We start from the raw sequence: 12,486 nt of genomic DNA on the forward strand, positions 1-12,486 counted from the left end.
CTTTATTAACCGCGGGCGGTTAATAAAGGCGCACAGCAGGGGTTCAGCGAAGCGAAATACCCAGTAGGGCGTCGACGGCATCGGCGAAATCGCCGGGTGCCTGCGTGTCGGATCCGCCGCCCTCGATGGCGCGGCGGGCCCAACCGTCGAGCGCGTCGAGCGCCTTCGGAGTGTCGAGATCGTCGGCCAGGTGCTGACGCAAACGCGCAACAGTGTCAGTGGCTGACGGCGCAGAACCGAGAGCCGCGGCCTCGCGCCACACCTTCAGCCGCGACTGAGCATCCGCGAGGACCTGATCGGTCCACGCGCGATCCTGGCGGTAGTGGCCGGACAGAAGTCCGAGACGGATTGCCGCTGGGTCCACCCCCTCGCCGCGCAGCTTGGAGACGAAGACCAGGTTTCCGCGACTCTTCGACATCTTCTCGCCGTCGAGACCGATCATGCCGGTGTGCACATAGTGCCGCGCGAATCGGCGGTCACCCGTTGCCGATTCGGCATGCGCGGCCGAGAACTCGTGGTGCGGGAAGATCAGATCGCTGCCACCGCCCTGGACGTCGAAGCCGGAGCCGATGCGGTTGAGTGCAATGGCCGCGCATTCGATGTGCCAGCCGGGGCGACCCGGCCCGAAGGGTGAGGGCCACGAGGGCTCGCCCGGACGCTCCGCACGCCAGACAAGTGCGTCGAGCGGATTGCGCTTTCCGACGCGATCGGGATCTCCGCCGCGTTCGGCAAAGAACTTCTCCATCGTCGCGCGGTCGTAGCCCGACTCGTAGCCGAACTGCTCGGTCGCGTCGGCACGGAAGTAGACGTCGGGGAACTCCGCGTCGTCGACGATGTACGCGGCGCCGGACGCCACGAACTTCTCCACCAACTCGACTACTTCGTTCACCGATTCGACGGCGCCGATGTAGTCCTTCGGCGGAAGCACACGCAGCGCTTCCATGTCCTCGCGGAAGAGTGCCGTCTCACGCATGCCGAGGACGATCCAGTCCTCGCCGTCGCGATTGGCTCGCTCGAACAGCGGGTCGTCCACGTCGGTCACGTTCTGGACGTAGTGGACATCGTGTCCGGCGTCGCGCCAGATGCGGTTCACGAGGTCGAACGTGAGGTACGTGGCCGCGTGGCCGAGGTGGGTGGCGTCGTACGGGGTGATGCCGCAGACGTACATCGTCGCCTTCTCGCCCGGGGTGACGGGGCGAACCTGACGGTCGGCTGTGTCGTACAGCCGCAACGGCGGCCCCTGACCGGGAACGGACGGGAGTGCGGTATCGGACCAAGACTGCATGCTGCCGAGCCTAGTGGAGACTGCTCTGAGGCTGGGAAGGTGCTGGCTGATCCTGCTCTGGTTCGGGCGTCGACGCGAGCTTGCTCGGCCACCAGATCTTCTGACCGATGTCGTAGGTCAAGGCCGGGACCAGCAAGGATCGGACGATCAGAGCGTCGAGCAGGACACCGAACGCCACGATGAACGCGATCTGGGCGAGGAACAACAGCGGGATCACCGCCAACGCCGAGAAGGTTGCTGCCAGAACAACTCCGGCAGATGTGATCACCCCGCCGGTCACCGTGAGTCCCCGCAGAGCGCCCGCCCTGGTGCCGATCTTCAGCGCTTCCTCACGCACCCTCGTCATGAGGAAGATGTTGTAGTCGATTCCCAGAGCCACGAGGAACACGAACGCAAAGAGCGGGACCACCGGATCCGCGCCGGGGAAACCGAAGATGTGGTCGAACACCAGCGACGAAATGCCCAGTGTCGCAGCAAACGAGAGCACAACGGTGCCCATGAGAAGCAGCGGTGCGAGAAGCGAACGCAGCAAGAGCGAGAGAATCACGAACACCACGATGATCACCACGGGAATGATGAGTGTCCGGTCCCGTGTCGAGGTGGTCTTCGTGTCGAGGTCGGTCGCAGTGACGCCACCGACCAATGCGTCGGCGCCCTCCACTGAGTGAACTGCATCACGCAGTCGCACGATGGTGTCTTCGGCCTCGAGCGAGTCGGCAGCGTCAGTCAACGTCGCCTGCAGGGAGACTCGCCCGTCGACAACCAGAGGCGCTCCCCCGTTCTGCACGACGCTTACGTCGCTGACACCCTCCACGCGACTGACTGCCGCAACGGCATCCACTTGGTCTGCATTCGCGATGACCACGGCCGGTGAACCCGAACCCGCGTCGAAGTGCTCGCCGAGAATCTCCTGGCCTGCAACCGAATCGACATCGAGCAAGAAGATGTCGGACGACGAGACACCGCTGGCTTTGAACTGCGGCATCATCATCGCGAAGATAACCAGCACCAGCGTCGACGCCACCCAGAAGCGGCGCGGATGCCTACCGATTCGAGCAGCGAGCCCGGCCCAGAACCGGTGATCGTTCGCCTCGTCGTGGTGCTCGCGGTCGGCATCGAACTTCGGCTTGGTCGGCCAGTACGCCGTCCTCCCGAACAGAACCAGGACAGCAGGTAGGAAGGTCATCGATGCGAGGAAGGACGCGGCGATACCGATGGCGGCCACCGGACCGAGTCCGCGGTTCGAGTTCAGGTCGGAGAGCAACAGGCACAGAACGCCCGCGATGACCGTTCCTGCAGACGCTGCGACAGGTTCGAGCGTCGCGCGCCACGCAGTGCGCATTGCTGCGTACTTGTCCTTCTCGATCCGCAATTCTTCCCGGTAGCGAGAGACCAGCAGTAGCGCGTAGTCGGTGGCGGCACCGAACACGAGGATGAACAGGATGCCCTGGCTCTGACCGTTCAGTGCGATGACGTCCGCGTCCGCGAGCAGATACACGAGCAAGCTCGACAATCCGAGTGCGAAGATCGCCGAGAAGATCACCACGAACGGCAGGATCGGGCTTCGGTAGACGATGATCAGGATCACGATCACGACGGATCCGGCTACCAACAACAGCAATCCGTCGATACCGGCGAATGCTGCCGACAGATCCGCAACCTGCCCAGCGGGGCCGGTGACCTTGACTGTCAGTCCGTCAGGGCTCGACTCCAGCGCCGCGCGCAGCGCTTTCACGCTGTCCTTGACTTCGAGGGTGCTGTCGACCGGCAGGAACATCTGGAGTGCCTGGCCGTCGGCCGACGGGATCGGCGGCGATGAGGCGTCGCCGAATCCTTCGGTACCGACAAACGAATCGACGGTCTGGGAAAGGAAGGTGGAGTCGGCGGGCTCGAGGCCACCCGGTCGTTCCGCCACGATGATGGCCGGCACGAAGCGCGTGTCCGTGAAGCTCTCCTGAAGCTTTGCCACCTCGGTCGCTTCGGCCGACGCGGGCAGGAACGACGTGTTGTCGTTCTGCTGCACCGTGCTGAGCTTTCCGGCGAACGGACCGCCGAATCCTCCGATTGCCAGCCAGCCGATCACGAGGAGAGCTGGCACAATCCATCGAAGGCGACGAACAGGACGATTTTGTACTGGTGTGCTCACTGGGTCTCCAGGGATCGGCAGCAGAGGACTTGCCGACTATTTTGTTCAGCATGCTGAGTAATTGCAAACGGAAGGCAGAAAAATGAGCAGCGACGGCCTGGACGACTGGCCCACCGGCCGGCTGTTGTCCACCGCTGCACGCCTGGTGGAGCACTCGTGGGAGAAGGTCTTGCGGTCTCAGGACATGACGCACGCGGGCCTGATCGTGCTCCACTCGATCGCCGGTGGGGCGGCGTCTCAACGCGACATCGCGAAGAACGCCCGCGTCACCGATCAGACGATGAGCCGCACGATCGACCGTCTCGAACGAGCGGGTTACGTCACTCGTGACACCGATCCGAGGGACGAGCGTCGGCGCGTGATCGCGATAACCGACGCCGGAAGACTGACGTACGAGCGACTACTGACGCTCGAGAAGGAAGATGCGGCGTTGACCGTCGGCGTCGGGGATGTCGCCGCGCTGCGCGAACAACTACTGCGATTGGTTCGCTCACCCGGATTGACGGCAACTCGCGAACAGCAGGAAACGTCTCGCGACTAGAAGGCCGGCCAGGGAATCGTTCGATGGCCGTTCGGCTCAGGCATCACCGCGGACTCGGCGAACTGCATCGCCCGCACCGCCAAGGCCACGATTTCCTCTTCGGTGATCAGTTCGGACAACTCGTCGCCGAGATCCCCGTCGAGAGTTGTCGCGAATTCGGCGACGTCGGCGATCAAAGCACCGGGTACGGGCTGCCCGGCCCACCCCCACAACACGGTCCGCAGCTTGTTCTCCGAGTGAAGACAGATTCCGTGATCAACGCCGTACACCGAGCCGTCGACGCCCTCGAGGGCGTGACCACCTTTACGGTCGGCATTGTTGATGAGGACGTCCAGAACGGCCATTCGCTGCAGCCGTGGATCGTCCGCATGGATCAGAGAGACTGGTTCACCCTCCGAGTCGAAGGCCTGCAGGACCTCGAACCACCCCGGCGGAACTTTGCCGGGACTGCACAGGTCCACCATCTCGAGTCCACCAGATCCATCCGCGCGGCGATCGACGGTGTCGATCCATCGCTGCACCATGCCTGGACCGAAAGGGCCGTCCCGCAACACTGTTCGCGGAATCACTCCCCAACCCAGCGCCTCGGACACGCGGTACGACGCGACCTCACGCCCCGCCAGAGTGCCGTCCGGGAAATCCCACAGTGGGCGTTCACCCCGGACCGGCTTGTAGACCACGCGGGTGGACTTCTCCCCCAGAGTTGACTCACATACCAGCGTGGCGTTGCTCGCCGTGGTGATCTGACCGATCAGAGTCAGATCACCCTCGAGCAGCACGTCCGGCACACCAGGTTCGGACACGACGTCAGACCTCGTCGTCGTCTGCGTCGTCGATCGCGAAACCGAAGGACTCGCCGCGTCGGTACCCATTGGTGCGGATGCAGACGTGCCCCTCGGGCGCCAACGGTTCACCACACAGCGGGCACGGCGCGCGTCCCGCCGCGATGACGCGTTCGGACCGCAGCGAAAACTCGCGCGCTTGCTCCGGAGTCAGGAACACACGGACCGCGTCCGGACCGTCGTCGGCGTCGTCGAGGACAACCGATTCGTCGAACTCCGTCTCGCTGACGGCAAGCAGCTCCACGACGACCGCGCCGGCATCGGCGTCCCAACCGAGCCCCATCGTGCCGACCCGGAACTCCGCGTCGAGCGGTGTGACCAGCGGGCTGAGGTCGGAGACGTCGTCGGCTTGTGGCGGAACCTCGGTTCCGAAGCGTCGATGTACCTCTTCGAGGAGTAAGCCCATGCGATCGGCGAGGACCTGAACCTGCTGCTTCTCGAGCAGCACACTCACCACCCGTGATTCGTGCACGGCCTGGAGATAGAAAGACCTGTCACCGGGTTCGCCCACCGTTCCTGCGACAAATCGGTCAGGAGTGCGAAATACGTGAATCGCGCGCGACATTGCACCTCCTCGAGTTCGAGCAGAACATCACTGAATACCCATTATCCGTCACAGCTCACGCACCGACCTCTCCGCCGGGGACGGACTCCTGCGCGGGAGCCGAACCGTTGGTCGCGGCCTTCGCCGCACCGATCGCGGCGAGCACGTCTCCGGTGTCGTTGACGCGAAGAACGAACGGCAGTGTCGCCGTGTAGCGAATCACACTGACCGAGGCGGGCTCGGCGACGATGCGCTGGAACGAATCGAGATGCATCGCAAACGCGTCGGCGAGAACCGATTTGATGACGTCACCGTGCGTGCACGCAATCCAGACGACGTCCTTGCCGTGTTCTTCGGCCAGCCGTGCGTCGTGCTCTCGGATCGCGGCAACGGCTCGCGCCTGTACCTGGGCCAGCCCTTCACCGCCGGGAAACACTGCACCGGAAGCGTGGCGCTGCACCACTTTCCAGAGCGGTTCTTCCAAGAGTTCCTTGAGCGGGCGACCCGTCCAGTCGCCGTAATCGACCTCGATGAGGCGATCCTCGACCACCGGCGTCAGACCACGGTCGACGGCAATGGGGCCGACCGTCTGCTCACACCGCAACAGCGGCGAGCGGACGATCTCCGCGATGTCCAGACCGACCAGCCGATCGACGACGCCTTCGGCCTGTTTCCGGCCGTGGTCGTCGAGTTCCACACCCGGCGTTCGACCGGCCAGGGTATGGGCAGTGTTGGACGTCGACCGCCCGTGCCGCAGTAGGACAACTGTCATTCCACAACCCTAATGGGGCGGTGGCCGCACGGACGGGTGGTCGACGTCGAAACGGGCCCTATGTCGCGGACACGACCCCTGTGGCCAGCAACGCAAGGACGACTACGCCGAGAGCGATTCTGTATCCGACGAACCAGTACATGGAGTGATCGACAACAAATCGAAGCAGCCAGGCGATCGCTGCGTAACCGACCGCGAAGGCGATGACGGTTGCCACCAGCAACTGCGGACCGCTCGCGTTCAGACCCTCACCAGCCGGCTCGAAGGCATCCGGGAGGCTGAACAAACCGGAGGCGAGAACTGCCGGAATCGCCAACAGGAACGAGTAACGGGCTGCGGCCTCACGGGTGAGTCCGAGGAAAAGGCCGGCACTGATCGTGCCACCCGAACGTGAGACACCCGGGATGAGCGCGAGCGCCTGAGCCGAACCCATGATGATGCCGTCGCGTGCTGTGAGCGATTCGATCGGGCGCGTCTTGCGTCCGTAGTACTCGGCAGCAGCGATGACGAGCGCGAACACGATCAACATCGTGGCAATCAGCCACAGATTGCGTGCGCCGGTACGGATCTGGTCTTTGAAGAAGAACCCGAGGATGCCGACCGGGATGGTGCCGATGATGACGTACCAGCCCATCCGGTAATCGAGATCGCCCCGGTGCTCGGCATTGAACACACCTCGGAACCAGGCAGTGATGATCCTCACGATGTCGCGTGCGAAGTAGATCAGGACCGCCAACTCGGTGCCGAGCTGCGTCACGGCGGTGAACGACGCGCCGGCGTCACTGCCGAAGAATATCTCCGACACGATTCGCAAATGTCCGGAAGACGAGATGGGCAGGAACTCGGTCAAGCCCTGCACGAGGCCCAGGATCACGGCCTGGAGCCAGGTCATCGCTTCGCCCATCACTCACCGATCCCGGCTGATTCGAATGGGGTTACTGCACACAGGTTTCGTGTGTCGGGTTCACGTTTCACCGGCGCCACGCTACCGGGGCCCACGGCGCCGCGCCGCGCCCGGCACGTCCGTGTCCGAATACCCCGACTCGAGGCGAGCGCCTACTAGTCTGCACGTGGTGAGATCTCTCGGGTGCCGCACTTGCGCACACGAGTCGGGCGCGAGATGCAGGCGGTTATGAAGCACAGATCTGTCGGAACGAGCGGACTTCGGGTCTCGCGACTTGGGCTCGGCACACTGACATGGGGACGCGACACGGACGGCGACGAGGCTGCTGCACAGCTACTTGCGTTCGCCGAGGCCGGCGGAACCCTGGTCGACACCTCGCCCGCCTACGGCGCCGGTGCGGCGCAACGGATCCTCGCCGAGTTGCTCGACGACGTCGTTCCACGTGACGAACTCATCATCAGCTCGAGCGCCGGCATCGACCCCACACCGATCGGCACCGACCGCGTCGACTGCTCGCGGCGCGGATTGCTCCGCCAGCTCGACGCGACTCTTCGTGAACTCGGAACCGACTTCCTCGACATGTGGCAGGTCGCAACCTGGGATCCGCTCACGCCCGTCGACGAGGTTGCAGCAACCCTCGACTACGCCGTCTCGAGCGGCAAGGTGCGGTACGTCGGAGTTCGCGGCTACCTCGGCTGGCAGCTCGCGACGGCCGTAGGAGCCGGTGGCGCAACAACACTCGCCGCGACGCAGGCCGAGTACTCGTTGCTCGCACGCGGCGTCGAGGAAGAATTGTTCGCAGCGGCGGCCCATCACGGCGTCGGAGTGTTCGCCGCAGTACCCCTCGCGGGCGGTGTGCTGACCGGCAAGTACCGCGACGGCATTCCCGTCGATTCCCGCGGCGCCGACGAAGCACATTCGCAGGATGTGCAGAGCTATCTGACCGATTCCTCGATCCGGGTGGTCGACGCAGTCGTTACCGCTGCCGACGGTCTGGGTACTTCCCCACTGGCGGTGGCACTGGCCTGGGCGCGCGATCGCGCCGGAGTGGCCAGCGCCGTCGTCGGCACGCGTGATCTCGCCCAGTTGACAGGAGTACTGGCAACCGAAGAATTGGAACTTCCGAAAGCGATTGCCGCGGCTCTCGACGATGTGAGCGCTTGATCTGTCCCGCTGATCGAAATACCGGAGGTATCGTGTTGGCGAGGGCAGGCTAACCTAGTAGGCAACGCTTGACTACAGCCTCAGGAGAATCAATGACCACGCTCGACGTAGACAGCCTTTCCGCAGACGCAGGCCCAGCCTTCTCCGAACGAATCAAGACCGAGACGGACGCAGCACACCGCGAGACGGAGCAGTCGCGATTCGTAGGCGCACTACTCGGCGGTGAGCTGACCACGGCTGGCTACGCCGCACTTCTGGGACAGACGTACCTCGTCTACACGAGCCTCGAAGAGGCCGGCCGCACACACGCCGACAACGAGTTGGTCGCCCCGTTCCTGTCCGAGGATCTGTTGCGCGTGGCTTCACTCGAAGCCGATCTCGAGTTCCTCGGCGGACCGAACTGGCGCGACGAACTCGTGGCCCTGCCGGCAACCGAGCGTTACATCGCCCGCCTGAAGGAGGTGGCGTTCGATTGGCCTGCCGGCTTCGTCGCACATCACTACCTTCGGTACATGGGCGATCTCTCGGGCGGACAGATCATCCGCCGGATGCTCGAACGCGCCTACGGATTCGAGACCGACGGACTTCGCTTCTACATCTTCGAAGGCATCCCCAAGCCGAAGCCTTTCAAGGACGACTACCGCTCGAATCTGGATGCACTGCAGATTCCTGCCGAGGAACAGCAGCGTTTCATCGACGAGGTGAATCTGGCATACCGCCTCAACGGCGACCTGTTCGCCGACCTCGAAGGCGACATCGAGAGCTACCTCGTCAAATGATGAAGCGCTTGGCCGCGGCGACTCTGGTCGCAGCAGCCGGTTTCGGTCTGGTGGCTTGCGGTCCCAGCGACAATTCCACGACATCTCAGGGCGCCAGGACCGCGGTACTCGAAGATTCCAGCCCGGTTCCCGTGTCCGACAACCCGACCGCGACACTGCCCGTGACGGTGAAGAGCTTCGACGGCGTCGACGTGACCATCACCGACAACAGCCGGATCGTTGCGGCCGACCGCTACGGGACGCTCGCGACGACGACGGTGGCGCTCGGCCTCGGTGACAATCTCGTCGGCCGCGACACCGCAGCCAAGTTCCCCGCAGTCGCGGACGTGCCGGTTGTCACGGTCGGCGGCCAATCGCTCAATACCGAGGCAATTCTCGACCTCAATCCCACCGTTGTTCTCACCGACACGAGTATCGGGCCCAAGAGCGTCCAGGATCAGTTGCGCGCCGCCGGTGTTCCCGTCGTCTTCTTCGATCCGACCCGAACACTCGAGGGTGTGCCAGGACAACTCCAGGCCGTCGCCGACGCGCTCGGCGTACCCGCCCAGGGCGCAGCGCTGGTCGATCGGACCGAATCGGAAATCGCTGGAGCTCGCGATCTGGTCCCCACCGAGGGCGATCCACTGAAAATCGCATTCCTCTACATGCGCGGATCGGCCATCACCATGATCGGCGGTGAAGGGTCCGGAGCAGATTCCTTGATCGAGGCACTCGGCGCCACCGATGCAGGAACCGCCTCGGGCATCACACAACAGTTCGTGCCCATCACCAGCGAAGCGCTCATCGCCGCAGCGCCTGACGCCCTGCTGATGATGACGGACGGATTGGCATCGATCGGCGGAATCGACGGCCTCGAAAAGGTCCCTGGCATCGCTCAGACGCCGGCTGGAAAGAACAAACGAGTAGTCGACATGGCGGACGGAGTACTGCTCAGCTTCGGGCCGAACACCGGACGCGTCATGGCGGCACTCGCCGAAGCGATCTACGAGCCCGGTGGATCGTGAGCAAAGATTCGTGAGTGCTGATTCGTGAGTACAGAGACAGGTAGTTCCGAAGCAGGTAAGACTGTGTCGGCCGAGGATTCACACGAAGTCGGGGGCGCCGACAAGTCGGCGTCTGGCCCCGCGTCGCGGTCGCGGGTGAGTGCGGTTCTGGTCAGTTTGACTCTCGCCCTCGTGATCGTCGCGGTGCTGTCGGCGTGCATCGGTCAAGTTCCGACGTCGCCTCTCGAGGTTTTGGGCAGCATCCTGCATCGCATCGGGCTCGACCTCGGTCCGATGCCCGCCCATCCCAGCGGTGAAGTGACTTTGTGGGAGGTTCGATTCCCCCGCGTCGTGCTCGCCATCTGTGTCGGCGCGGCGCTGGGATGTTCCGGTGCGCTCCTGCAGGGTGTGTTCTCCAATCCGCTCGCAGAACCCGGAGTGATCGGAGTGTCTGCGGGCGCGGCAGTTGGCGCGAGTGCTGTCATCGTCGTCGGGGGAACGTTCGTGGCCGGCTGGGCCGTTGCTGCGGCTGCGTTCGTCGCCGGGCTGGTCACCACCGCGGCGGTCTACCTGCTGGCTCGGCACGAAGGCCGAACCGAAGTGGTGACGTTGGTGCTGACGGGCGTCGCGATCAACGCGTTCGCCGGCGGGCTCATCGCGTTCTTCACCTTCGTCGCCAGCCCGTCCGCTCGCGATCAGATCGTGTTCTGGCAACTCGGCTCACTCAACGGCGCTTCCTGGAACGCAGTCCTGATCGTGGCGCCGATGACCGTCGTCGGGATCGCCGCGACCATGATGATCGCCCCACGTCTGGACCTGCTGGCGCTCGGTGAACACGCGGCCCGTCATCTGGGCGTCAACGTCGAACGGCTTCGCCAGTTCGCGGTACTGATCGTCGCTCTCCTGGTCTCGGCGAGTGTTGCCTTCACCGGCATCATCCTCTTCGTCGGTCTGGTCGTTCCGCACCTGATGCGCATTCTCGTCGGACCTGGCCACCGCGCGCTGATTCCGGCGAGCGCCCTCGCCGGCGCACTGGTTCTGCTTGTCGCAGATCTCGGCTCGCGGTCGCTGATCGACAACGCAGACCTGCCCCTCGGAATGCTGACCGCTCTGGTGGGCGGCCCCTTCTTCTTCTGGCTTCTCCGACGCACGCGCGCGCAACAGGGCGGGTGGGCATGAGCAGCCTCGTAAGAAACTGGCGCGAACTGTTCGGCCGCGTCACCCCCGAACCGGAAAGCCCTGGCGTCGGTGATGTCACCCTCGAGGCGCGCGACATCACCGTTGAACGCGGTGGTCGGCAGATTCTGGAAGGCGTGTCCATCGAAGTCCGGGCAGGCGAGCTAGTCGTTCTCGTCGGACCGAACGGCGCCGGTAAGTCGACTCTTCTTGCGGCGTTGGCCGGTGATCAGCCCGTCATCGCTGGGCGGGTGGACGTTGACGGCACCGACCTCAATCAGTGGTCGCCGATCGACATGGCGCGCCGACGCGCGGTGCTCCCCCAGAAACACACCATCGGATTTTCGTTCAGCGCTCGCCAGGTGGTTCGTATGGGACGTGCGCCATGGACCGGAACTCGCCGAGAAGACCGCGACGGCGCTGCTATCACCGCGGCGATGAAGACCTGCGATGTCGAGGGGTTCGCCAATCGGCCGTTCGCCGTGCTGTCCGGCGGCGAGCAGGCGCGGGTCGCGCTGGCCCGGGTACTGGCACAGGAAACGTCGACCATCCTGCTGGACGAGCCGACTGCAGCACTCGATCTCGGACACCAGGAAGCGGTGATGTCCGTGGCGCGCGCTCGCGCTGCGGACGGCGATGCCGTCGTCGTCGTTTTGCACGACCTCGCGTTGGCAGCGGCGTACGCGGATCGGATCGTCGTGCTCGAAAACGGCCGCATCGCCGCTGACGGTCCCCCGGAATCGGTGTTGCACGAAGAGCTTCTGACCCGCGTCTACGGTTATCCGGTCGAGGTGTTCCCGCATCCGACAACCGGAGCGACCCTGGTCATCCCGCGCCGAGAATTCACCGAACAGAATCGATGATCGATCCCAGCCTGTTAAGGACGGCTCTCACCGTCGGCAGGCTGCGACCGTCGCCCTCACGAACTCCGTCACCGGGACCGGGCTGTGACCAATCAGCCTCCGTGGACAGAACTGCGTCGCGGACCACACCGGCGATGCTTCGCTCGTCGGTCAGATCGATGTCGGTCACCGATCGCTCCGCGGTGGCGACAACGTCTGCAGGGGTCGGCACACTGTGCTCGCAGTATTCGCCGTATACCTCGACGAACAGCATGCTCTTTCGTACGCGGAACGCGAAAGTTCGACCGTCGGACCTGCCGAAACCGTGTGCGTGAGCGCCGACGGTGAGGTCCTCGATCTCGAAGCCCGGCCGCGCCGGTTCGGGCGACTGCGCGCCGGAATCGGTGGGTTCTGTGGGAATCACAATGATCTCCTCGGTGATTGCAGCGTCAACCGCAACCGCTGTTCGTACGGTATCGCGTCAGGGGTGTGAGCGGAATGGTCGGTA

At 64.3% G+C, this 12,486-nt stretch carries 13 protein-coding genes; 6 read left to right on the top strand and 7 right to left on the bottom strand.

What is annotated here, in order from left to right; translation table 11 throughout:
• Positions 1-43: 43 nt before the first annotated feature.
• Complete coding sequence (mshC, locus tag EHW12_RS15540) at positions 44-1,285, bottom strand: cysteine--1-D-myo-inosityl 2-amino-2-deoxy-alpha-D-glucopyranoside ligase (protein WP_047270508.1); 1,242 nt, start codon at positions 1,283-1,285, stop codon at positions 44-46.
• 10 nt (positions 1,286-1,295) lie between these two features.
• Positions 1,296-3,431 carry an MMPL family transporter gene (locus EHW12_RS15545; protein ID WP_125051104.1) on the bottom strand — a complete coding sequence of 712 codons (2,136 nt, stop codon included), beginning with the start codon at positions 3,429-3,431 and terminating at the stop codon, positions 1,296-1,298.
• A gap of 82 nt (positions 3,432-3,513) precedes the next feature.
• On the opposite strand from EHW12_RS15545, the gene EHW12_RS15550 reads away from it, so the two are divergent.
• A complete protein-coding gene (locus EHW12_RS15550) occupies positions 3,514-3,972 on the top strand; it encodes a MarR family transcriptional regulator (RefSeq protein WP_042450996.1) in 459 nt (152 codons plus the stop codon).
• Here EHW12_RS15550 and EHW12_RS15555 read toward each other — a convergent pair.
• Genes EHW12_RS15555 through EHW12_RS15570 form a run of 4 tightly spaced genes read right to left on the bottom strand, consistent with a single transcriptional unit; the run spans position 3,969 to position 7,034 of the window.
• Positions 3,969-4,775, bottom strand: a complete 807-nt coding sequence (locus EHW12_RS15555) for an SCO1664 family protein (RefSeq protein WP_125051106.1) — start codon at positions 4,773-4,775, stop codon at positions 3,969-3,971. The two genes, EHW12_RS15550 and EHW12_RS15555, sit on opposite strands and share 4 nt — an antisense overlap.
• 4 nt (positions 4,776-4,779) lie before the next feature.
• Positions 4,780-5,379 (bottom strand): DUF3090 domain-containing protein, encoded by a 600-nt coding sequence (locus tag EHW12_RS15560; protein ID WP_003946200.1) that lies wholly within the window; start codon positions 5,377-5,379, stop codon positions 4,780-4,782.
• A gap of 55 nt (positions 5,380-5,434) precedes the next feature.
• Positions 5,435-6,130, bottom strand: coding sequence for a histidine phosphatase family protein (locus tag EHW12_RS15565; protein WP_003946173.1), 696 nt, complete (start codon positions 6,128-6,130; stop codon positions 5,435-5,437).
• Positions 6,131-6,188: 58 nt separating this feature from the next.
• Entirely contained in the window at positions 6,189-7,034 is an 846-nt protein-coding gene (locus tag EHW12_RS15570) for an undecaprenyl-diphosphate phosphatase (protein WP_030537531.1), read from the bottom strand.
• A 228-nt stretch (positions 7,035-7,262) separates the two neighbouring features.
• Between EHW12_RS15570 and EHW12_RS15575 the strand changes: the two genes are divergently transcribed.
• From EHW12_RS15575 to EHW12_RS15595, 5 genes are all read left to right on the top strand, one after another.
• The gene (locus EHW12_RS15575; RefSeq protein ID WP_003946175.1) at positions 7,263-8,198 is read left to right on the top strand and encodes an aldo/keto reductase; all 936 of its coding nucleotides are present in this window, start codon (positions 7,263-7,265) and stop codon (positions 8,196-8,198) included.
• Between the two features lie 92 nt (positions 8,199-8,290).
• Positions 8,291-8,977 carry a biliverdin-producing heme oxygenase gene (locus tag EHW12_RS15580; RefSeq protein WP_003946162.1) on the top strand — a complete coding sequence of 229 codons (687 nt, stop codon included), beginning with the start codon at positions 8,291-8,293 and terminating at the stop codon, positions 8,975-8,977.
• A complete protein-coding gene (locus tag EHW12_RS15585) occupies positions 8,974-9,981 on the top strand; it encodes an ABC transporter substrate-binding protein (RefSeq protein ID WP_125051108.1) in 1,008 nt (335 codons plus the stop codon). Before EHW12_RS15580 ends, EHW12_RS15585 begins: the two co-directional genes overlap by 4 nt.
• Positions 9,982-10,044: 63 nt before the next feature.
• The gene (locus tag EHW12_RS15590; protein ID WP_125052610.1) at positions 10,045-11,139 is read left to right on the top strand and encodes an iron ABC transporter permease; all 1,095 of its coding nucleotides are present in this window, start codon (positions 10,045-10,047) and stop codon (positions 11,137-11,139) included.
• Positions 11,136-11,999: a heme ABC transporter ATP-binding protein gene (locus tag EHW12_RS15595; protein WP_125051110.1), complete on the top strand. Its 864-nt coding sequence runs from the start codon at positions 11,136-11,138 to the stop codon at positions 11,997-11,999. Before EHW12_RS15590 ends, EHW12_RS15595 begins: the two co-directional genes overlap by 4 nt.
• Here EHW12_RS15595 and EHW12_RS15600 read toward each other — a convergent pair.
• A complete protein-coding gene (locus EHW12_RS15600) occupies positions 11,980-12,402 on the bottom strand; it encodes a hypothetical protein (protein ID WP_007733387.1) in 423 nt (140 codons plus the stop codon). The two genes, EHW12_RS15595 and EHW12_RS15600, sit on opposite strands and share 20 nt — an antisense overlap.
• Positions 12,403-12,486: the final 84 nt, after the last annotated feature.

The organism is Rhodococcus sp. NJ-530, assembly GCF_003860625.1.
GTDB classification, from domain to species: Bacteria; Actinomycetota; Actinomycetes; order Mycobacteriales; family Mycobacteriaceae; genus Rhodococcus_F; species Rhodococcus_F qingshengii.

Bases quoted from the DNA above. Each gene is read 5' to 3' on its own strand.
- mshC (WP_047270508.1), bottom strand. From the start codon at position 1,285: ATGCAGTCTTGGTCCGATACCGCACTCCCGTCCGTTCCCGGTCAGGGG.
- EHW12_RS15550 (WP_042450996.1), top strand. From the start codon at position 3,514: ATGAGCAGCGACGGCCTGGACGACTGGCCCACCGGCCGGCTGTTGTCC.
- EHW12_RS15560 (WP_003946200.1), bottom strand. From the start codon at position 5,379: ATGTCGCGCGCGATTCACGTATTTCGCACTCCTGACCGATTTGTCGCA.
- EHW12_RS15565 (WP_003946173.1), bottom strand. From the start codon at position 6,130: ATGACAGTTGTCCTACTGCGGCACGGGCGGTCGACGTCCAACACTGCC.
- EHW12_RS15570 (WP_030537531.1), bottom strand. From the start codon at position 7,034: ATGGGCGAAGCGATGACCTGGCTCCAGGCCGTGATCCTGGGCCTCGTG.
- EHW12_RS15575 (WP_003946175.1), top strand. From the start codon at position 7,263: ATGAAGCACAGATCTGTCGGAACGAGCGGACTTCGGGTCTCGCGACTT.
- EHW12_RS15580 (WP_003946162.1), top strand. From the start codon at position 8,291: ATGACCACGCTCGACGTAGACAGCCTTTCCGCAGACGCAGGCCCAGCC.
- EHW12_RS15585 (WP_125051108.1), top strand. From the start codon at position 8,974: ATGATGAAGCGCTTGGCCGCGGCGACTCTGGTCGCAGCAGCCGGTTTC.
- EHW12_RS15595 (WP_125051110.1), top strand. From the start codon at position 11,136: ATGAGCAGCCTCGTAAGAAACTGGCGCGAACTGTTCGGCCGCGTCACC.